We start from the raw sequence: 18,567 nt of genomic DNA, 5'->3' as shown, positions 1-18,567 counted from the left end.
CCACCGGATGCGTTAAACGATTCGATGTGCCTGCCAGCGTGCCAGCATGTCAGGCCCCAGCGCGGCGGTGCGCCCAGCCCGCGATGCCGCCGCAAGCGATCAGCAGCGCGCCGGTCACGAAGAACACCGCGTGCAGCCCGAGATGAACGCCGATCACGCCGCCGATCACCGGTCCCACCACCTGGCCGCTGAATTGCGCCGATTGCAGATAACCAAGCATGCGGCCGGTCCTGCTTTCATCCACCGATTGCCGCGCCAGCTTGCCGATCGAGGGCAACAGGCCCGCGAGCGTCATACCCATCAGCACGCGCAAAGCCGCGAGCTGCCACCAGTGCGTGACGAAGGCTTGCGGCACCATCGCCAGCCCCGTGAGCACGAGGCAGACAACGATCACGCGCCAGCTCCCGAACCGGTCGGCCAGCGCGCCGAGGCGCGCGGCCGTCAGCATGCTTCCGAGCGCCGAGCATGCCATAACCACGCCGGCCACGCGCGCAAGATGCGTGGCATTCACGCCAAGGCCGCCGATATACATGGTGATGATCGGCTCGATCGACATGTTGGCGAGCAGCACCATCATCGCGGTCACGAGGAGCGCGGCCACCACCGCGTAATTGGTGCGTCGGGCGGGCGCGTCGGCGGTGCGGCGCGCATGAGCTTTCGCGTCGCTATCCGGGTGAAACTCTTCCTTCACCACGAAGATGGTGAGCAGCGCCGCCGCCGCGATCATCGCGCCGCCCGCGAAGAACGTGCCGCGAATGCCGATCCAGTCTGGCAGCACGCCGCCGATGAGCGGCCCGACCAGATTGCCCGCGAGCGCGCCCGTCGAAAGTATGCCGAGCGCCCAACCCGCGCGCTCGCGCGGCGCCTGGGTGCCCACCATCACCGTGGAAGCCGATGCATAGCCGCCCACCAGACCTGCGATCAGACGCAGCGCGACCAGTTCGTAGACATTGTGCGCCACGCCGATCAACGACATCACCAGGGCCATACCGATCGCCGCGCGAACGAGCATGGGTTTGCGGCCGAAACGGTCGGCCAGACGCCCCCACAGTGGCGCGGTAAGAGCGGTGCCGAGGAAGGTCGCGCCGAAGGCGATGCCCGACCACTGGATCACCGCGGACGGCGAGCTGACGCCGAGTTGCCGCACGTAAAGCGGCAGGAACGGCAGCAGCATGCTGAGGCTCACGAGCGTCGTGAACGAGCCGATCACGCAGACGACCAGATTGCGCCGCCAGTACTGGAGGTTGCGCTCGGCGTAGCCGCGTGGCCGCGCGTCGCGCTGCAGGTGCGTCGGCACGAGCGCCGCCGGTGAAGAGGAAACCGTGGCATTCATTTCACGCTCCGTGCGGAAAACAGATCGACGGCGAGTGCGAGCAGAAGCGCCACCGCGCCAATCGCGTAGAGCACCAGATAATTGCCGCCGCTTGAAGAGAACACGAACGAAAGACCGTAGGCCGCCAGCGCCTGCATCACGGCGAAGCTCGTCGTTGCGCGGCTCCATGCGCCCTTGACGGCGGACGGATGGTGCGCGAGCAACTCGTTCACGCGGCCGAGCGCCAGCGGCACGATACCCGGCGTGAATGCGCCCACGACAAAGGCGGAGACCATCAGCCCCGCCGACCCGAACAAGCCCGCGGCGGGAATCGCGACCGCAACGGCCTGCACCAGATACGCGACGCGCAGCGCGCGGCCGAAACCCGCGCGATCGGCGAGATGCCCCGCCGCGAGCGGCCCGACGATCGCGCCGAGGCCGTACAGCACCCAGAATTCGGCGCCCGCATCGACGCCGCGGCCAAGCCCGCGCGCGACGAAATCGACGAGGAACAGCATGTGCGGCACGAGCCCCACCGCGTTCAGACCATACTCGGCATAGAGCGCGCGCAGGCCGGCACGAGGATAGGCCGGCGCTGTTTCGAAGCGCGAACGTGCAGCGGCGTGCGCGGGTGCGGTGTGCTCGGGCCAGCCGTTCCACGCGACGGCGGTCAGCGCGAGCGAAACGGCCGCGAGCCCGAGCCAGGTCCACGTGAGCCCCTGACGCAACAGAATCGGCACGATCGTGCCCGAGGCCGCGATGCCGAGCCCGATCCCCGTGAAGATGCCACCGCTCGCGAAGCCCCGGCGCGCCGCCGGCACGTGCGCGAGGATCGTGGGTGCGGCGAGCACCATCAACGCGCCGCCCGAGAGCCCCGAGGCCAGGCGCCAGATGAAAAACCACAGGAACGACACGGGCACCGCGCAGGCCACGAAGGCGATGGTCGCGAGCAGCATCATCGCGCGCAGCACGGTGGCGGGTTTCGCCACGCGTACCATCGCGCCCGCCAGCAGTGCGCCGGCCAGATAGCCGCCGAGGTTCGCCGCGCCGAGATAGGCCGCGGTCGAGGCGGGAAACCAGTGCGCGCCGATGATAGCCGGCAAAAGCGGCGTATAGGCAAAGCGCGCGAGACCGATGCCGATCAGGCTCGCGCTGGCCCCGGCGAGCGTGCCCCGCCAGACGTTGTAGCCGGCCGGAGCGGCCGGATTCGAGATGGCTTGCTGCATGACGACTCCCATGGACCGGTGCTGTTAAGCACCCGATGAATATGGGAGCCAGTCTAGAACGACTCGCATCTCGGGAGAATCACCGCACTGCGTAAGTCATTCTTCCGCGCGGCGATCGAATCAGCGTCGATCGGCGTCGGTGATTTGCTGAGCCCGCTCGAAATACTCGCGCAGCAGCGGCGTGGCGAAATCGACGAAACCGCGCACCTTCGGCACCGCAAGGCGCCCGTGCGGCGTCACCAGGTTGACGGGTAACGGCGCATGCTCGCTGTCGCGCAGCACGATTTTCAGCGCGCCGGCCTTGACCTGCTCGGCCACGTGATAGGAGAAAAGCCGCGTGACGCCATGCCCGGCCACGGCCGAAGACAGCGCAGCGCGAATCGTGTTGACGATGAAGCGCGGCGTGAACCGGACGACCTGCGGCAGCGCCGTTAGACGGGCCGCCGGAAAGCTCCACGAATCGAGCCCGAAATGCGTCATCGAGATGATCGGATGGCTGGCCAGATCGGCGGGGACATCGATGGCCGGGTGCGTGGCGAGATAGTCGGGCGAAGCGACCACCACCCGCCTCACCTCGCCCACCGGAATGGCGACGAGCGTGGAGTCCTGTAGATGAGCGATGCGCAACGCCACGTCGATGCCCTCGTCGACGAGGCTCACGGGCCGGTCGAGCAGGTGCAGGCGGATCGACGCTTGGGGATGGCGATCGAGAAACGAATCGACAATCGGGCGCAGCACCTCCTCGCCCACCGCCACCGCCGCCGTCACGCCTAGCAGTCCGCGCGGCGCGGAGCGCTCGTCGGCTGCGAGCAGGTCCGCCTCCTCCAGATCCGCGAGGATGCGCCGGCACGCCAGCGCATAGCGCTCGCCCGCCTCGCTGAGCCGGATCGTGCGCGTGGTGCGGTGTAGCAGCGGCGTGCCCGTGTGCGTCTCCAGAAACGCGATGGCCCGGCTCACAGCCGCGGGCGAGCGGCCCAGCCGACGGCCTGCGCCCGCCAGACTGCCCTCGTCGAGCGTGGCGACGAATACCTTCATGGCGTCGATACGGTCCATTGCGTGTTTGAGCTTGAGATTGGGCCTAGGTGGCGCCGCAGTCTTTTAGGGCGGTGAGTTCCGGCACGATCTTAGCGGAATACGAGAAGCGACAGCGTGGCATGCACGGCTGCACAATCGTAAGACTGAATGTGGCGCTAGTGCGGCGCTTGGCATACCCTGAAGAAGTTGTTCAGCAGGTCCTGGTACGCTCCGCTGCCGCTAGCGGGCTGGGTACGTCAAATGTCGCGAGCACCGCGAGCTTGCTGCGCCCGTGGTGATGGCACTCCGCGTGCAAGCTCAGCCAGCGTTTTTTGTGGCGTCTCAGCCTCAACCTTTCCATCCCGTTCGCTCGACCCGATGACCAACCTCAAACATTCATCCGCGACCGCGACGGCGACGCGAATCGCAGCCGGCGATGACCGCACGCAATACGACTCTTTCTCGATCCTGTTGCATTGGATCACGGTGATTCTGGTGTTGGCCCAATTTGGACTCGCCCAAACCTGGGGGTTTGCGCCTAAACCCGCGCGGCACCTGATGATCGTTTCCCACATGTCGTTTGGAATATTGCTTTCGGCCGTGTTGATCGTGCGCATTGGGTGGCGTCTGATACCCGGACATCAAACTCCCGTGTCTGCCGCGGGATGGGTCGAGCGGGCCGCGAAAGGCGTCCACTATGTTCTGTACGCGCTGCTGGTCGGCGAAGCGGTACTGGGTTTCGTACTGCGATGGTCCGGCGACGAATCGATGAGCTTTTTCGGGCTGCTGATGCCCTCTCCGTTCGCGCCGACCAGTAAGGCGACGCATCACGCCATTGGTGAGGCTCATGATTTCGTCGGCTGGGCCATCATCGTCATCGCGGCGGGACATGCCGCCGCCGCGCTGTTTCATCACTATGTGCTGCGCGACGACGTGCTCAAGCGCATGCTGCCGGGCAAAGCGGGCGACGCGTAAGCCGCTCACTTGCCCGCCCGGCGCTCGACCGATAACGAAACAATCGGCTTGCTCGCGCTGAAGCACACCCATTCGGGTGCGAAGGTGCGCGAGCGCTTTCCGGCAGACTGGCGCGCGCTTCAGCCGGACCTTCGCCGCAACAAAAAGGCGCGCCCGTGACAGCGCGCCATCCTCGCGTGTCAGTCGATGGTCAGCCGCTTGCGATCGCCCGACGCCTTTTTCGGCAAGCTGAGCGACAGCACGCCATCCCTGTACTCGGCTTCGCGTTCGCCTCGTCGACCTCGCCGCCGAGCGCGAACGAGCGGCTGAAGGTGCCGGCGTAGCGCTCGCGGCGGATCACCCGCCGCGACGACGAGTCGTCGATCCACGTCAAGCGTGCCCGCCCGACCCGTCACGCGCAAAACCTGAAAAACCCGCTATGCAGCAGCACGGGCCTGGCGCCGAGCTCGTCGAGCAGACGCCGGGCGGCCTGTTCGATCTGGGAACGGTGCGCGAGGAACGCCTGGAGCAGATCGTCTTCCCGCAGCGAGCGCGCGCCGAAATGGTCTTCGAACGCCTCGACCGTGATCGCGCACTGCACGGGCCGATCGTCGACGAGCGCCGGAAACGCCAGCACCAGATCGCGGGCGCAGTATTCGGGCATGCAGGATGGAAAGGAAATGTGCATGGTGACGCCCCCCACGGGCATGAAGTGCCGCATCGGCGGATGCGAGGTAGCGGACCCGCCGCGACGTCTCCAGCTTAATCACGCAATCCACGGCGGATTTGACGTGCGTCAAGGCGGGGTTCCGCGCGGTCCGCGCTGGCCCCGTTTGCCGCGGCCCTGTCAGCGCGAACGGGTCATTCGCCCGTGCGCGTCACGGAACCCGCAGCGGCGTCGCCGCGTCGCGCGGCGGCGTCGAGCGTTTGCCGCAACGCCTTCAGCTCAGCGTGCAGGCGCACGATTTCATCGTTCAGATGCTTGATATCCCGATGCATCTCGCGTCGCAACGCCCTCTCTTCCTTGCCGATGAATGCCGCGGCGATGCTCGCGAAGACCAGCGACAACATGCCGTAGCCGAGCAGCACGACAAATGCCGCGAACACACGCGAGGCGGGCGTCGTCGGCGCGATGTCGCCATAGCCCACGGTCGCGCTGCTTTCGAACGCAAGCCACAGCCCTTCGGAGTACGAGTGCACGTGTGGATCGAGCCAGTAAAATCCGGCGCCGGCCATCGCGAGCACGAGCGCGCCGGCGAGCAGCAGCCACATCAATCGGTTCGGCGTGACGAATTCGCGCAGCGACAGCACGATGCGCAACGCGACGACACCCATGAACGACAGCCGCAGCAGCCATTCGACGGGCTGCCACGGCGGCGTTCCGAAACCGGTGCTGAGCGCCGCGCCCAACGCGATGAGCAGGTCGAGCCAGTTGTTCGCGAGCAGCGTCTTCGGCCGTCTGCTCAGATGGGCCAGCCAGGTGAACGACAACGCGAAGCCGGCGAACATGCCGACGTATAGTGTCCGCGACAGGCTCAGCGCCAGCGGGGTGGGCACCGTCAGTTCGACGTAGAACGCGGGGATCGCGCAAAAGCTCAGCGCGCACAGCCCCCAGCGCAGGTGGCGCCATGCCCGCACGGCGCGCGGACCGTCGTGCGCGCTGGCACCGCCCAATCCGTAGCCGCCGAGGCCGTGGTCGATCATGTGGTCCGTCATCGCGCGAATGGCTTCCGGCCTGTCGGGTTTCGCGCGATACCGTCGTGGTGCCGCAAACGCACCGAGGCCGCGCGATCATCGTTGCAGGCTAACCGACCCGCGGCTGTCAGCCTTGATGCAGATCAGTGCTGGTGCAAGGCGTGCGCGATCAGCCTGTCAGAGCGGGTGCAGCACCGTTTGCGCGACGCCGGCCGCCACACACAGCACGACGACCGCAAGCGGGGGCACCTTCCAGCGCAGCAACAGCAAAAAGCCGATGCACGCCACGGCGAAATCCGTCGCCGACAGGACCGCGCTCGTCCACACCGGCGAATAAAGCGCGGCGGCCAAAAGGCCGACCACCGCGGCATTGACGCCGGCAAGCGCCGCCGCCATCGCCGCACGCGCGCGCAGCGCCTGCCACCACGGCAATGCGGCGAGAACGAGCAGCAGACCCGGCAGAAAGATGCCCACTGTCGCCAGCAGTGCGCCGCTCCAGTGTCTGGGTGGCAGCGCCATCATCCAGCCGAGAAACGCCGCGAACGTGAACAGCGGTCCGGGTACGGCCTGGGCCGCGCCATAGCCGGCCAGGAAGTCGTTGGGCGCGACCCATCCGGTCGCGACGGTTGCCCGCTGCAACAACGGCAGCACCACGTGGCCACCTCCGAACACGAGCGCGCCGGAGCGATAGAACGCATCGAATACGCGGATGCCCTGCGAGGTCCCGCTTGCCGCCCATAGCGGCAACACGAACAGCAATGCGCAAAAGACCATTAGCGCGACGATGCCTGCCGTGCGCGACACCTGAAAATCGCCGGCCCGCTGAGGAATGGCGCGTGGCGCTAGCACCGCCGTGGTCCGGCACAGCGCGACACCGAGCACGGCGCCGGCGCCGATCACGATCAGTTGGGCGTAGACGGTGCCAGGCACACTGAGCAATCCGAGCGATGCGAGCGCGATCGCCGCGCGGCGGCGATCCGGACACAGACGCCGCGCCATGTCCCAGACAGCCTGCGCGACGACGGCCACCGCGACGAGCTTCAGGCCGTGAATCACGCCCGTGCCGAGCGCGCCGCCCAGATCCGGCGCGATCGCGGCAAAGGCCAGCATCACGAGTACCGACGGCAGCGTGAAGCCGCACCAGGCCGCTAGCCCCCCACCCCACCCGGCCCGCAGCAGCCCGATCGAAAACCCCGCCTGGCTGCTCGCGGGTCCCGGCAGAAATTGGCACAGGCCGATCAGGTCGGTGAAGGCTTCATCGTCGAGCCAGCGGCGCCGCTCGACGAACTCGCGCCGGAAGTAGCCGATGTGAGCGATCGGACCGCCGAAACTGGTCAGCCCGAGTTTCAGAAAGACGATGAAAACCTCGATCACGCGCGTGAGCCGTGAGCGGCGCGGCGACGACAAATCAGTATCCATGGATGTGCGGGTTCGAGCGCTGCCGATTTCGAGAGCCGGGCTTCGTGTTTGACGACGCCCAGTATAGAGGCCTACGGCGCGACCATGCGCCGCACCCGCGATTGATCCGTATGCGATCCATCATTGGCGTCTCTCAGAGGGCATTCATTTGAGAAGCGCCGTGCTCGAACGACAGAGGATTCTAATCGTGCTTGTGTTTGCTAAACGAGTAAGGATGAACCAGCACAAGGTTCCCGGCTGACGGTAAGATCGCGACCGGAGTTGTTCGGCGTTTTACTTCATCGAGATCGGCGTCTGTCTGAACGACCGGCACGCGACGCCCACCCCATACTTGCGCGCAAACTGGCCGGGGGTCGTCAGGATGCGGTGTGTCCCAAGCGATCTCCAGGGATTCGCCGGACGGGAATTCGAGAATGAGTGAATCCGCAGCAAGAGGCAGCAACTGACCTGACGCATCCTGGATATACGCTTTGATCTGTTTCGGTTCGGTCATATTTTCCTCCGGTAGGTGTGGTGACGATAAAGATCAGCGATGCTCATCGGGCTTCTTCCATGGGTAGCAACGCGTCGTAGTCGTCGACGCTTTTCGCCGAAGGCAGACGCTGAAATAGCCAGGTGAGATAGCGATAGGGATCGATGCCGTTGACCTTGCAGGTCTCGACCAACGAATAGAGATTGGCGCTCGCATCAAGGTGCAGACCTCTTCGTGCTCGCGTTGAAGCGAATCGTACGCCTCGCGTATCGCGAGAAACGCATTGAGTTCGTCGGCAGTGATGGCGACCTTGATCGGCATGCCGGTTGGACGGGCATGCCGATCACGTATTCAACTGACGCGACGATATACGCGACGCACCAGGATTCCGGCACACGCGCGAGCACCTCGGTCACTTCGCCGAAGTCGGAGATGATGGCCGCGCGCGAACTGGGCGCGCGGCGGAACCAGAGTGGCTCGTCGGCTGCTTCGACGTGAAGCGCCGCGACCGGAAACAGTAGAAGCCCGTTGTCCATGGATCCAGTGTCTGGGTGGCAGCGCCATCATCCAGCCGAGAAACGCCGCGAACGTGAACAGCGGTCCGGGTACGGCCTGGGCCGCGCCATAGCCGGCCAGGAAGTCGTTGGGCGCAACCCATCCGGTCGCGACGGTTGCCCGCTGCAACAACGGCAGCACCACGTGGCCGCCTCCGAACACGAGCGCGCCGGAGCGATAGAACGCATCGAATACGCGGATGCCTTGCGAGGTCCCGCTTGCCGCCCATAGCGGCAACGCGAACAGCAATGCGCAAAAGACCACTAGCGCGACGATGCCTGCCGGGCGCGACACCTGAAAATCGCCGGCCCGCTGAGCAATGGCGCGTGGCGCTTGCACCGCCGTGGTCCGGCACAGCGCGACACCGAGCACGGCGCCGGCGCCGATCACGATCAGTTGGGCGTAGACGGTGCCGGGCACACTGAGCAATCCGAGCGATGCGAGCGCGATCGCCGCGCGGCGGCGATCCAGACACAGACGCCGCGCCATGTCCCAGACAGCCTGCGCGACGACGGCCACCGCGACGAGCTTCAGGCCGTGAATCACGCCCGTGCCGAGCGCGCCGCCCAGGTCCGGCGCGATCGCGGCAAAGGCCAGCATCACGAGTACCGACGGCAGCGTGAAGCCGCAGCAGGCCGCTAGCCCCCCACCCCACCCGGCCCGCAGCAGCCCGATCGAAAACCCCGCCTGGCTGCTCGCGGGTCCCGGCAGAAATTGGCACAGGCCGATCAGGTCGGTGAAGGCTTCATCGTCGAGCCAGCGGCGCCGCTCGACGAACTCGCGCCGGAAGTAGCCGATGTGAGCGATCGGACCGCCGAAACTGGTCAGCCCGAGTTTCAGAAAGACGATGAGAACCTCGATCACGCGCGTGAGCCGTGAGCGGCGCGGCGACGACAAATCAGTATCCATGGATGTGCGGGTTCGAGCGCTGCCGATTTCGAGAGCCGGCGGGCAAGGCGCCGTCGACGGGCTTCGTGTTTGACGACGCACAGTATAGAGGCCTACGGCGCGACCACGCGCCGCACCCGCGCTTGATCTGGGTCAATCGGGCCCCTTGCTTCCCGCAACACACTGGTCGCGACATCCAGAGCACCGCTCGAGTCATGCACGCAGCCGCGCCGCCGATCGTTGGATATCGGCAGTCGCGGTGTGCCCGTCCCATATCACTCATTCAAGCCAGCGAGGAGACTATGTCCACTGTCGCCATCAACCATCAAGCGCCGGAAACGGCCGCCCCGCCGCTTCTGACGGACACGGCCATCGACGGCATGGCCGCCTACGAAGCGCTCGTCAACGAAGCGCGCAGCGACCGGACCGGCTTCTGGGCGCGGCTCGCGCGCGAGCATCTGAGCTGGCGCCGGCCCTTCACCAAGGTACTCGACGAATCGAACGCACCGTTCTTCAAATGGTTCGACGACGGTCTGTTGAACGCGTCGTACAACTGCCTCGATCGTCATCTGCTCGACGGCAATGCCAACAAGACCGCGATCATTTTCGAGGCCGACGACGGCAGCGTGACGACCGTCACCTACCGGCAACTGCATGCGCGCGTGTGCCGCCTCGCGAACGCGCTGCGCGCGCGCGGCATCGCGTGTGGGGACCGCGTGATGATCTATCTGCCGATGTCGATCGAAGGCGTCGTCGCGATGCAGGCCTGCGCGCGCATCGGCGCGTTGCATTCGGTCGTGTTCGGCGGCTTCTCGGCGAAGTCGCTGCATGAACGGATGGTCGATGTCGGCGCCGTCGCCGTCATTACCGCCGACGAGCAGATGCGCGGCGGCAAGAACCTGCCGTTGAAATCCGTCGTCGACGAAGCGCTGAAAATGGCAGGCACCGACGGCATCCATACCGTGATCGTCTATCGGCGCACGGGCGGCTCGATCCTGTGGGACGAACCGCGCGACTGCTGGCTGCACGAACTCGAAGCGGCCCAACCCGACACCTGCGAGCCCGAATGGGTCGGTGCCGAGCATCCGCTGTTCGTGCTGTACACGTCCGGTTCGACCGGCACGCCGAAGGGCGTGCAGCACAGTACGGCGGGCTATCTGCTGTGGGCCGCCGTCACGATGAAGTGGACGTTTGATCTGCGCGCGGACGACGTGTACTGGTGCACGGCCGACATCGGCTGGATCACGGGACACAGCTACATCTGCTATGGCCCGACCGCGGTCGGCGCGACCCAGGTGATTTTCGAGGGCGTGCCGACGTGGCCGGACGCGGGACGGTTCTGGGAGATGATCGCGCGGCACAAGGTCAGCATCTTCTATACGGCGCCCACCGCGATCCGCTCGCTGATCAAGGCCGCCGAGACGGACAGCGGCGTGCATCCGCGCCGCTTCGACCTCGACTCGTTGCGTTTGCTCGGCACCGTCGGCGAGCCGATCAATCCGAGCGCGTGGGAGTGGTTTGCGCGCGAAGTCGGCGGCGGGCGCTGTCCGGTGCTCGACACGTTCTGGCAAACCGAAACGGGCGGCCACATGATCACGCCGCTGCCGGGCGCAACACCGCTCGTCGCGGGATCGTGCACGTTGCCGCTGCCTGGCATCGAGGTGGCGATCGTCGACGAAACCGGCTGCGAACTGCCGAACGGCCAGGGCGGGCTGCTGGTCGTCAAGGAGCCGTGGCCGTCGATGCTGCGCACGATCTGGCGCAATCCCCAGCGGTTCCGCAGCGGCTACTACCCCGCGGACCTGGGCGGCAAGCTCTACCTGGCCGGCGACGGCGCGATCCGCGATCCGCAGACCGGCTACTTCACGATCACCGGCCGCATCGACGACGTGCTGAACGTGTCCGGCCACCGCATGGGCACGATGGAAATCGAATCGGCGCTCGCCGCGCATCCGCTGGTCGCGGAGGCCGCGGTCGTCGGCAGGCCCGACGAGACCATCGGCGAAGCCATCGTCGCGTTCGTCGTGCTCAAGGGCCCACGCCCGCAAGGCACCGAAGCAAGGCAACTCGCCGACCAGTTGCGCGCGTGGGTCGGCAAGGAAATCGGGCCGATCGCCAAACCGAAGGAAATCCGCTTCGGCGACAGCATGCCGAAGACGCGCTCCGGCAAGGTCGTGCGGCGTCTGCTGCGTTCGGTCGCGAAGGGAGAAACGCTCGCGCAGGACATGTCGACCGTCGAAAACCCCGCCGTGCTGCGGCAGTTCGGCCACCACGAGTAAGCCCCCCCGGATCGATTCAGGAGACTTCACGATGAAACCCACCGCACCCAACCCAGCATCGCTCGGCCTTGCGGCTTTCGCGATGACCACCTGGCTGCTCAGCATGATCAACGCAGGCTGGTTCAGCGGCGGCTCGCTCGGTCTCGTGCTCGCCGTCGCGTTCGCGTTCGGCGGCAGCATGCAGATCGTTGCCGGACTGCTGGAGATTCCGCGCGGCAACACGTTCGGCGCCACCGCGTTTCTGAGCTATGGCGCGTTCTGGTGGTCGTTCGGGCTGTTTGCGTTGTTCCTGCACGAGCAGGTGCCGGCCGCGTTCGTCGGCTGGTATCTGCTGTTGTGGGGCGTCTTCACGTTCTATATGTGGATCGCGACGTTCCGCTCATCGCGCGCGCTGCAGTGCGTGTTCGTCGCGCTGTGGGCAACCTTCTTTCTGCTCGCGGCCGGCGAATGGCTCGGTTCGGCGACACTGCGGCACGCGGGAGGCTATGGCGGACTGCTGACCGCGCTGCTGGCGTTCTATCTGTCGGCGGCGGAGATCATCAACGAGTCGTTGGGCCGCACCGTGCTGCCAGTCGGCGCGAAGCCCGGGCTCGTCAAAATGGAAACGGTCGGTGCCGCGGTGGTGACGCGTTTTGCGGAGTGACTGATCGCGCGCATTCGGCGCTTCACCAAGCCCGTCGCGAATCCGACATGCGCGGCGGGTTTTGGCGTCTGGCCGTGCTCATTCAGGCGCGCAATTCGCCCTCGATCGTGCAACGGGGCGCCATCCCATGCCCCCTGGCTTTGCCACGTCCCCAGGACGGATACCACTTGTGGCGCGCGCACGTCCCGGCACGATGCCGATCACCGTTTCGATCTGCCTCGCCTAAGCGGTACGGCTTTCGTTCTCACCGAGCTTGCTGGTCATCGGGGTTCCCTGCCGCTTGCGTCGCGCCCGCGCGTTCGTGCGTCGCCCGTTCGACGAGCGCGCGAATGCGCCCGCTCAGACTGTCGCGCAGCGTGTCGTCGAGCGCGTTGCGCAGCCACGCCGCGGGGGCCGCGTCAGTGTGCGCGTCGTCCGCCGAGCCGAGCTTGTCGCGCACCCACGTCGTCACCTCCGGCGCGACGCCGTCGAACACGCCGGCGGCGAGCGCCGCGAGCAGCGCGATCTGATCGGCGACGCGCAACGCGTTGAAACGCGGCTGCGTGAGCAGCGCGCGAATCCGCTTGCCCCGCTCGATCTGCGCGTTGACGCGTGCGTCCGCGAGACCGCCGAAGCGGCTGAACATCTCCAGTTCGAGAAACTGCGCGTAGTCGAGCCGCAAGCGGCCCGCGACGTCGCGCAGCGCCGCATGCTGCGCCTTGCCGCCGACCCGGCTCACGCTCAGGCCGACATCCACGGCGGGACGCTGGTTCGCGGCGAACAGCGCGGCGTCGAGCACGATCTGTCCGTCCGTGATCGAGATCAGGTTGGTCGGAATGTAGGCCGACAGATTGCCGGCGTCGGTCTCGGCGATCGGCAGCGCGGTCAGCGAACCGCCGCCGAGCGCGGGCGACAGTTTCGCCGCGCGTTCCAACAGTCTGGCGTGCAGATAGAAAATATCACCGGGATACGCTTCGCGTCCGGGCGGCTCGCGCGTGAGCAGCGCGAGTTCGCGATGCGTCGCCGCGTGTTTGGTCAGGTCGTCGATCACGATCAACGCGTGCTGGCCGCGATCGCGAAAGAACTCGGCGATCGACACACCCGCGAACGGCGCGATCCATTGCAGTCCCGACGGCGCGGCCGCCGACGCGACGACGAAGATGCAGCGCTCGAACGCGCCATGCTCGCGCACGGCATCGATCACCCGCTGTACCGCCGTCGCGCGCTGCCCGACGGCGACGTACACGCAAATCACGTCGCTGTGCTTCTGATTGACGATCGCCTCGACGGCGAGCGAGGTCTTGCCCGTCGCGCGATCGCCGATGATCAGTTCGCGCTGCCCTCGCCCGATCGCGAACAGCGCATCGACGACCAGCACGCCCGTCTGCAGCGGTTCACTGACGAAGTCGCGATCGATGATCGCGGGCGCCGCGCGCTCGACAGGCAAACGCGTGGTGGTCCCCACCGCCTCGCCGTCATCGAGCGGCCGGCCGAGCGGATCGACGACGCGGCCGAGCAGCGCGTCGCCGACCGGCACGTCGAGCACGCTGCCGGTCCCCACGACGCGCATGCCGGCCCGCACCGCGTCGCCGCTATCGAGCAGCACGACGCTCGCGCTCGCCACGTCGAGCGAATGAATGAAGCCGCGCACGCCGCATTCGAGTTCGACGACCTCGTCGAGCGCGGCGTCGGGCAGACCCGACACGAACGCGATGCCATCGGCGATCTGTTCGACGCGGCCGATGCTCGCCGCCCGCGGTTCGAGCGCGACGCGCGCGAGCGCGGCGCGTTTGCGCGCGAGCCACGCGTCGGCGGTGTCAGCGCGCGTGGCCATCGTCGCGAAGCAGTTCACCGTGAATCTGGTCGAGCTGATCGCGCCAGCTATTGCGCACCACGGCGTGCGCCCCCGACAGTTCGAGCCCCGCGAGCAGCGTGCGGTCGATGTCGGTATCGAATTCGAGGCGCTGTGCGAAGGCGGCCGCGAGCGCCGTTTCGCACGCGGCGTGCTCGTCCGGCGTCAACGCGCGCGGCGCGCTAACACGCAGCGGCACGTCCCCGGCAAGCGCGGCGCGCGCGCCGGGCGACAGCCGGCGCACGCCGTCCGCGAGTCCGTCGATGAACCCGGCAACGCGCAGGTCCTCGGGCGACCGGTCGAGCAACTGGTCGAGCAGCTTGCCCGCGATGTCGACGGCGAGCTGCGCGGCCGCCGCCGACGCGGCTTCGGCCTCGCCCGCGCGCTCGCGCTGCCGGTCCGCGGCCGCCTGGGCGCGCAGCCGCTCGGCCTCGTCGCGCGCGGCGTCGAGCAGCGCCGCGTGCTGTGTGCGTGCGTCGGCCTCGACCGTCGCGAACGCCTGCGCGCGCTGCGTGGCGAGTTGCTCTCGTTCGGCCCGCAGCGCCTCGCGTTCGGCCTGCGCCGCGAGCTTCGCGGCGTTCGCGTCGCCGGTCAGCGCATTCGCGCTCGCCTGTCGCTCCGCGATGATCTTCGCGACCGGACGGAACAGAAAGCGCGCGAGCAGCCAGACCAGAATCAGCGCGTTGAGCGTCTGCAGCGCGAGCGTCGACCAGTCGATTTTCATCGCATGCCCTACTTGACGAACGGGTTGGCGAACAGCAACAGCAGCGCGACCACGAGGCAATAGATCGCCATCGTCTCGATCATCGCGAGCCCGACGAACAGCGTGCGCGACAGCGTGCCCGCCGCATCGGGCTGCCGCGCGATCGCGTCCATCGCGGCGGCGACCGCGCGGCCCTCGGCGAGCGCGGGCCCGATCGCGCCGAACGCCACGGCGAGCGCGGCGGCGGCGATGCTGACGATTTCGATGAGGTTCATGCCGGTCCTTTCTGATTGTCGTGAACGGCGGCGCGCGACTCGCCGACGGCGGCGCCGATGAATACCATCGCGAGCACCGCGAAAATGTAGGCCTGCACCGCGCCGGTCAGCAGATCGAGCGCCATCAACGGAATCGGCACGAGCAGCCCGGCCAGCGACAGCACGATGCCGACCACGAAGACGCCGCTCATCACGTTGCCGAACAGGCGCACCACCAGCGAAAACGTGCGCGTGATCTGCTCGACGATGTTCAGCGGAATCATCACCCAGGCCGGTTCGGCGAACGTCGCGAGATAGCCGCGCCAGCCGCGCGAGCGCACGCCGCACACGAGCGTCGCGGCGAGCACGACGAGCGCGAGCGCGGCATCCGTTTCCAGGTGCGCGGTGGGCGGCTCGACGCCCGGAATCAGCGACGACCAGTTCGCGATCAGCACGAACAGGAACAACGTGCCGATCAGCGCGCGATACGGCGCGGGCTCGGTCTGCATCGTGTCGCGGATTTGCGTATCGAGCGTGCCGACCAGCAGTTCGAGCGCGGTCTGCGTGCGCGACGGCATGATGGACAGCTTGCGCGTGAGCCACAGCGAGACGAGCGTCATGACCGCCATGATCACCCACGTGAGGACCACGGGCGTGGTGATCACGAGCGGACCGAGGCGTACGAGCGGCTCGGTGACGAGCGGCGAATGAATCACGACGTCGCTCGCCGCATGCCGAGCGCCACACCGCGCGCCCACAGGAAACCGCCGATGCCGCCGAGCAACGCGAACGCGCCCGCTTTCGCCAGCAGGACGAATAAAGCGGCCGTCAGCGCGAGCCGCGCCAGTTGCAGCGCGAAGGCGCGCAGCACGCGTCCTCGTGCGAAGTACGCGACGTTCCAGCGCAGCGTAGCGAAGTGCAGCGCACCGCTCAGCAAGCCGACCGCCATTCCCGTGGCGGCAAGCGCGAGCGTGTCGGTGAAATGAAACGTGGTGGCGTCAATCACGATCTCTCCTTTGCTGTCGATGCATCCAGCGCCATGCGGACCATAGGCCGATGCCCGCGCCGATCATCAGAAGCGGCGCCGCAAAAAACACCCGCGTACCGGCGATGCGGTCGAGCCAGCGCCCGAGCGCGAGGCAAAGCAGGATCGGCAGCACGATCGTCCAGCCGAGAATGCCGATCTGGCCGAGTCGCGCGCCCAGCGACGGCTCCGGATTCGCGCGCCCGGTCCGCTCGCGGCTCGCCGCGCGCTGCGCGGCTTGCGCGACGCGATCAGCGGGTTCGCCTGGTTCGTCGCGTTTGCCATCCGTTTTCCCGTTTGCCTTGCCGGCAGCAGGCCGCATCGTCATCCCGGTTCTCCACGTGTGGCTTGCGGGCGCAGATAGCGCAGCATCTGGCGCACGGCCTGGGCGTGCAGACGCGTTTGCTCCACGCGCGCGCGCCGCATCGCGTCGAGCTGCGCGGCACGCGCGCGGCGCACGTCCGCTTCGAGCGCTTCGAGCGAGTCGCCCGGCACCGCTTCGCGGCACGCAAGCGAGACGGCCGTGCCGTGCGAGACGATCAGCACGCCACCATCGACGGCACAGTAATGCTCGCCGCCATCCGCCGTGCGCCAGCGCACCACCGATGCGCTCAACAGCGTGACCATGTCCGCATGCCCCACGCGCACGCCAAAAGCACCGCTTTCATCCTCGGCGCGCAACGACACGACCGGCAAGCCGTCGACCACGACGCGCGCCGGTGTCGCGATCGTCAGAGACAGGCCATGCTGGGGCATCGCACACTCCTCGTCACGCCGCGACGGCGCTCGCGGCCGTCGACCTGCCGCGGGCTTCGTTGTCGCGCGCCTCGTCCAGCGCGCCGACCATGTACAGCGATCGCTCCTGCCAGTCGTCGCACTCCCCGGCGAGAATCGCCTTGCAGCCGACGATCGTCTCGGCGAGCGCGACCGTTCTGCCGGGCTGTCCGGAGAACGCCTCGGTGACGGCGAACGGCTGCGTCAGAAAGCGCTGCAGACGGCGCGCGCGCTGCACGGCGCGGCGGTCGTCGATGCCGAGTTCCTCGATACCGAGCAACGCGATCACGTCCTGCAGCTCACGCTGATGTTCGAGCAGGCGTCGCACCTCGTTGGCGAGCGCCGCGTGCTCCGCGCCGACGACGAGCGGATCGAGCAGGATCGACGACGAGGCGAGCGGATCGATCGCCGGATACATGCCCTCGGCGGCGAGCGCGCGCGACAGCACGATCATGCTGTCGACATGCGAGGCGATCGTCGTCACGGCGGGGTCGGTGAAGTCGTCGGCGGGTACGTAGACGGCCTCGATCGCCGTGACCGCAGCGTTGCCCACCGACACGATCCGCTCCTGCAACGCTGCTACCTCGCTCGCGAGCGTCGGCTGATAGCCGACCCGCGACGGCATGCGCCCGAGCAGCCCCGACACTTCCGCCCCCGCCTGCACGAAGCGAAACACGTTGTCCATCAGCAGCAGCACGTTCTGGCCGCGCTCGTCGCGAAAGTACTCGGCGATCGTCAGCGCGGTGAGCGGCACCCGCCAGCGTGCGCCAGGCGGTTCGTTCATCTGTCCGTAGACGAGCACGGCGCGCGGCAACACGCCCGAGCCGCGCATGTCGGACAGCATTTCGTGCCCCTCGCGGGAACGCTCGCCGACGCCGGCGAACACCGACATGCCGCCGTAGCGCGCGGCCATCGCGTGAATCAGCTCCATCACGAGCACCGTCTTGCCGACGCCCGCACCGCCGAACATCGCGGCCTTGCCGCCATGCGCGAGCGGCGTCAGCAGATCGACGATCTTGATGCCGGTCTCGAACAGCCGCGTGGCGCCGCGCTGCGCCGCGAGCGGCGGCGGGGCGCGATGGATCGGCCTGCGTTCCACGGTCTCGGGCGCGGGCGCGCCGCCGTCGCGCATCACACCGGCGACGTCGAGCAGTCTGCCGAGCACCGCGTCGCCGACCGGCACCTCGATGGGGCCCGCGCCGACCCGCACGGCGGCGCCGCGCGCGAGGCCCGCGGTGGCCTGCAACGCCAGCGCGCGCACCGTGCGCTCGCTGGTGTGCGCCTGCGCTTCCGCGAGGATCGAGGTCCCGTCCGGCCGCGTAATCCACAGCGCGGTATCGACTGGCGGCAGTTCGTGCGTGTCGAACTGGACATCGACGACCGCGCCGCGCACGGTGCTCACGCGCCCGCTTGCGGCAACCGTAGTCGTCGGCGGCGCGGTGTTTTGACGGCCTGCGCTCTCTGCAATTGGCACGTGGTGCTCCAACGATCAGTTGCAAACCCCTTCACGCTGACGAAACGTCC

Annotated in this window: 20 protein-coding genes and 1 pseudogene; 3 read left to right on the top strand and 18 right to left on the bottom strand. The window is 67.5% G+C overall.

The genetic code is table 11. The annotated features are described in order from the left end of the window. Nucleotides 1-49 precede the first annotated feature (49 nt). From HDG37_RS00380 to HDG37_RS00370, 3 genes are all read right to left on the bottom strand, one after another. Nucleotides 50-1,333 carry an MFS transporter gene (locus HDG37_RS00380; protein ID WP_184043417.1) on the bottom strand — a complete coding sequence of 428 codons (1,284 nt, stop codon included), beginning with the start codon at nucleotides 1,331-1,333 and terminating at the stop codon, nucleotides 50-52. After that, nucleotides 1,330-2,538, bottom strand: a complete 1,209-nt coding sequence (locus HDG37_RS00375; protein ID WP_184043415.1) for a YbfB/YjiJ family MFS transporter — start codon at nucleotides 2,536-2,538, stop codon at nucleotides 1,330-1,332. The genes HDG37_RS00380 and HDG37_RS00375 overlap by 4 nt, the downstream gene beginning before the upstream one ends. Before the next feature lie 120 nt (nucleotides 2,539-2,658). Continuing rightward, nucleotides 2,659-3,591: a LysR family transcriptional regulator gene (locus tag HDG37_RS00370; RefSeq protein WP_184043413.1), complete on the bottom strand. Its 933-nt coding sequence runs from the start codon at nucleotides 3,589-3,591 to the stop codon at nucleotides 2,659-2,661. 222 nt (nucleotides 3,592-3,813) lie between these two features. On the opposite strand from HDG37_RS00370, the gene HDG37_RS00365 reads away from it, so the two are divergent. Continuing rightward, nucleotides 3,814-4,527, top strand: a complete 714-nt coding sequence (locus HDG37_RS00365) for a cytochrome b (protein WP_260332707.1) — start codon at nucleotides 3,814-3,816, stop codon at nucleotides 4,525-4,527. Between the two features lie 179 nt (nucleotides 4,528-4,706). On the opposite strand, the pseudogene HDG37_RS00360 reads toward HDG37_RS00365, so the two are convergent. The 7 genes and pseudogenes from HDG37_RS00360 to chrA (HDG37_RS00330) form a co-directional block, all read right to left on the bottom strand. Then, a pseudogene (locus HDG37_RS00360) lies at nucleotides 4,707-4,870 on the bottom strand (Hsp20/alpha crystallin family protein); the annotation flags it as partial. A gap of 48 nt (nucleotides 4,871-4,918) precedes the next feature. Then, nucleotides 4,919-5,194 carry a DUF1488 domain-containing protein gene (locus HDG37_RS00355; RefSeq protein WP_184043411.1) on the bottom strand — a complete coding sequence of 92 codons (276 nt, stop codon included), beginning with the start codon at nucleotides 5,192-5,194 and terminating at the stop codon, nucleotides 4,919-4,921. A 173-nt stretch (nucleotides 5,195-5,367) separates the two neighbouring features. Beyond that, the gene (locus tag HDG37_RS00350) at nucleotides 5,368-6,222 is read right to left on the bottom strand and encodes a potassium channel family protein (protein ID WP_184043409.1); all 855 of its coding nucleotides are present in this window, start codon (nucleotides 6,220-6,222) and stop codon (nucleotides 5,368-5,370) included. A gap of 156 nt (nucleotides 6,223-6,378) precedes the next feature. Further along, on the bottom strand, nucleotides 6,379-7,620 hold the full coding sequence (gene chrA / locus HDG37_RS00345) for a chromate efflux transporter (RefSeq protein ID WP_184043407.1): 1,242 nt from the start codon (nucleotides 7,618-7,620) through the stop codon (nucleotides 6,379-6,381). A gap of 181 nt (nucleotides 7,621-7,801) precedes the next feature. Then, nucleotides 7,802-8,113, bottom strand: coding sequence for a hypothetical protein (locus HDG37_RS00340; protein WP_184003716.1), 312 nt, complete (start codon nucleotides 8,111-8,113; stop codon nucleotides 7,802-7,804). 43 nt (nucleotides 8,114-8,156) lie between these two features. Further along, nucleotides 8,157-8,285, bottom strand: coding sequence for a transposase domain-containing protein (locus HDG37_RS00335; protein WP_409259705.1), 129 nt, complete (start codon nucleotides 8,283-8,285; stop codon nucleotides 8,157-8,159). 158 nt (nucleotides 8,286-8,443) lie between these two features. Continuing rightward, on the bottom strand, nucleotides 8,444-9,556 hold the full coding sequence (gene chrA, locus HDG37_RS00330; RefSeq protein WP_260332706.1) for a chromate efflux transporter: 1,113 nt from the start codon (nucleotides 9,554-9,556) through the stop codon (nucleotides 8,444-8,446). Nucleotides 9,557-9,837: 281 nt separating this feature from the next. Here chrA (HDG37_RS00330) and acs point away from each other — a divergent pair, with 281 nt between their 5' ends. Both acs and HDG37_RS00320 read left to right on the top strand, forming a co-directional pair. Next, the gene (acs, locus tag HDG37_RS00325) at nucleotides 9,838-11,814 is read left to right on the top strand and encodes an acetate--CoA ligase (protein ID WP_184043405.1); all 1,977 of its coding nucleotides are present in this window, start codon (nucleotides 9,838-9,840) and stop codon (nucleotides 11,812-11,814) included. A 31-nt stretch (nucleotides 11,815-11,845) separates the two neighbouring features. Then, nucleotides 11,846-12,457 carry an acetate uptake transporter gene (locus HDG37_RS00320; protein ID WP_184043403.1) on the top strand — a complete coding sequence of 204 codons (612 nt, stop codon included), beginning with the start codon at nucleotides 11,846-11,848 and terminating at the stop codon, nucleotides 12,455-12,457. Nucleotides 12,458-12,701: 244 nt separating this feature from the next. Here HDG37_RS00320 and HDG37_RS00315 read toward each other — a convergent pair whose 3' ends face one another. From HDG37_RS00315 to atpD, 8 genes are read right to left on the bottom strand one after another with little or no spacing between them, the layout of a single operon-like run. After that, entirely contained in the window at nucleotides 12,702-14,270 is a 1,569-nt protein-coding gene (locus HDG37_RS00315) for a F0F1 ATP synthase subunit alpha (RefSeq protein WP_184043401.1), read from the bottom strand. After that, complete coding sequence (locus HDG37_RS00310; protein ID WP_184043399.1) at nucleotides 14,254-15,012, bottom strand: F0F1 ATP synthase subunit B; 759 nt, start codon at nucleotides 15,010-15,012, stop codon at nucleotides 14,254-14,256. The genes HDG37_RS00315 and HDG37_RS00310 overlap by 17 nt, the downstream gene beginning before the upstream one ends. Before the next feature lie 8 nt (nucleotides 15,013-15,020). Then, nucleotides 15,021-15,266: a F0F1 ATP synthase subunit C gene (locus HDG37_RS00305; protein WP_090805166.1), complete on the bottom strand. Its 246-nt coding sequence runs from the start codon at nucleotides 15,264-15,266 to the stop codon at nucleotides 15,021-15,023. Next, on the bottom strand, nucleotides 15,263-15,961 hold the full coding sequence (locus HDG37_RS00300; RefSeq protein WP_184043397.1) for a F0F1 ATP synthase subunit A: 699 nt from the start codon (nucleotides 15,959-15,961) through the stop codon (nucleotides 15,263-15,265). Before HDG37_RS00300 ends, HDG37_RS00305 begins: the two co-directional genes overlap by 4 nt. Beyond that, the gene (locus HDG37_RS00295) at nucleotides 15,958-16,251 is read right to left on the bottom strand and encodes an ATP synthase subunit I (RefSeq protein WP_311540827.1); all 294 of its coding nucleotides are present in this window, start codon (nucleotides 16,249-16,251) and stop codon (nucleotides 15,958-15,960) included. Before HDG37_RS00295 ends, HDG37_RS00300 begins: the two co-directional genes overlap by 4 nt. Then, a complete protein-coding gene (locus tag HDG37_RS00290) occupies nucleotides 16,244-16,597 on the bottom strand; it encodes an AtpZ/AtpI family protein (RefSeq protein ID WP_409259876.1) in 354 nt (117 codons plus the stop codon). The genes HDG37_RS00295 and HDG37_RS00290 overlap by 8 nt, the downstream gene beginning before the upstream one ends. Then, complete coding sequence (locus HDG37_RS00285; RefSeq protein ID WP_184043395.1) at nucleotides 16,594-17,025, bottom strand: F0F1 ATP synthase subunit epsilon; 432 nt, start codon at nucleotides 17,023-17,025, stop codon at nucleotides 16,594-16,596. Before HDG37_RS00285 ends, HDG37_RS00290 begins: the two co-directional genes overlap by 4 nt. 13 nt (nucleotides 17,026-17,038) lie before the next feature. Next, on the bottom strand, nucleotides 17,039-18,511 hold the full coding sequence (atpD, locus tag HDG37_RS00280) for a F0F1 ATP synthase subunit beta (protein WP_184044435.1): 1,473 nt from the start codon (nucleotides 18,509-18,511) through the stop codon (nucleotides 17,039-17,041). Between the last annotated feature and the right edge of the window lie 56 nt (nucleotides 18,512-18,567).

The sequence above is a fragment of the Paraburkholderia sp. MM5384-R2 genome (assembly GCF_014201025.1).
Lineage (GTDB): Bacteria > Pseudomonadota > Gammaproteobacteria > Burkholderiales > Burkholderiaceae > Paraburkholderia > Paraburkholderia tuberum.
The sequence above is the reverse complement of the archived record's forward strand: the minus strand, read 5'-3'. Positions and strand labels throughout refer to the sequence as shown.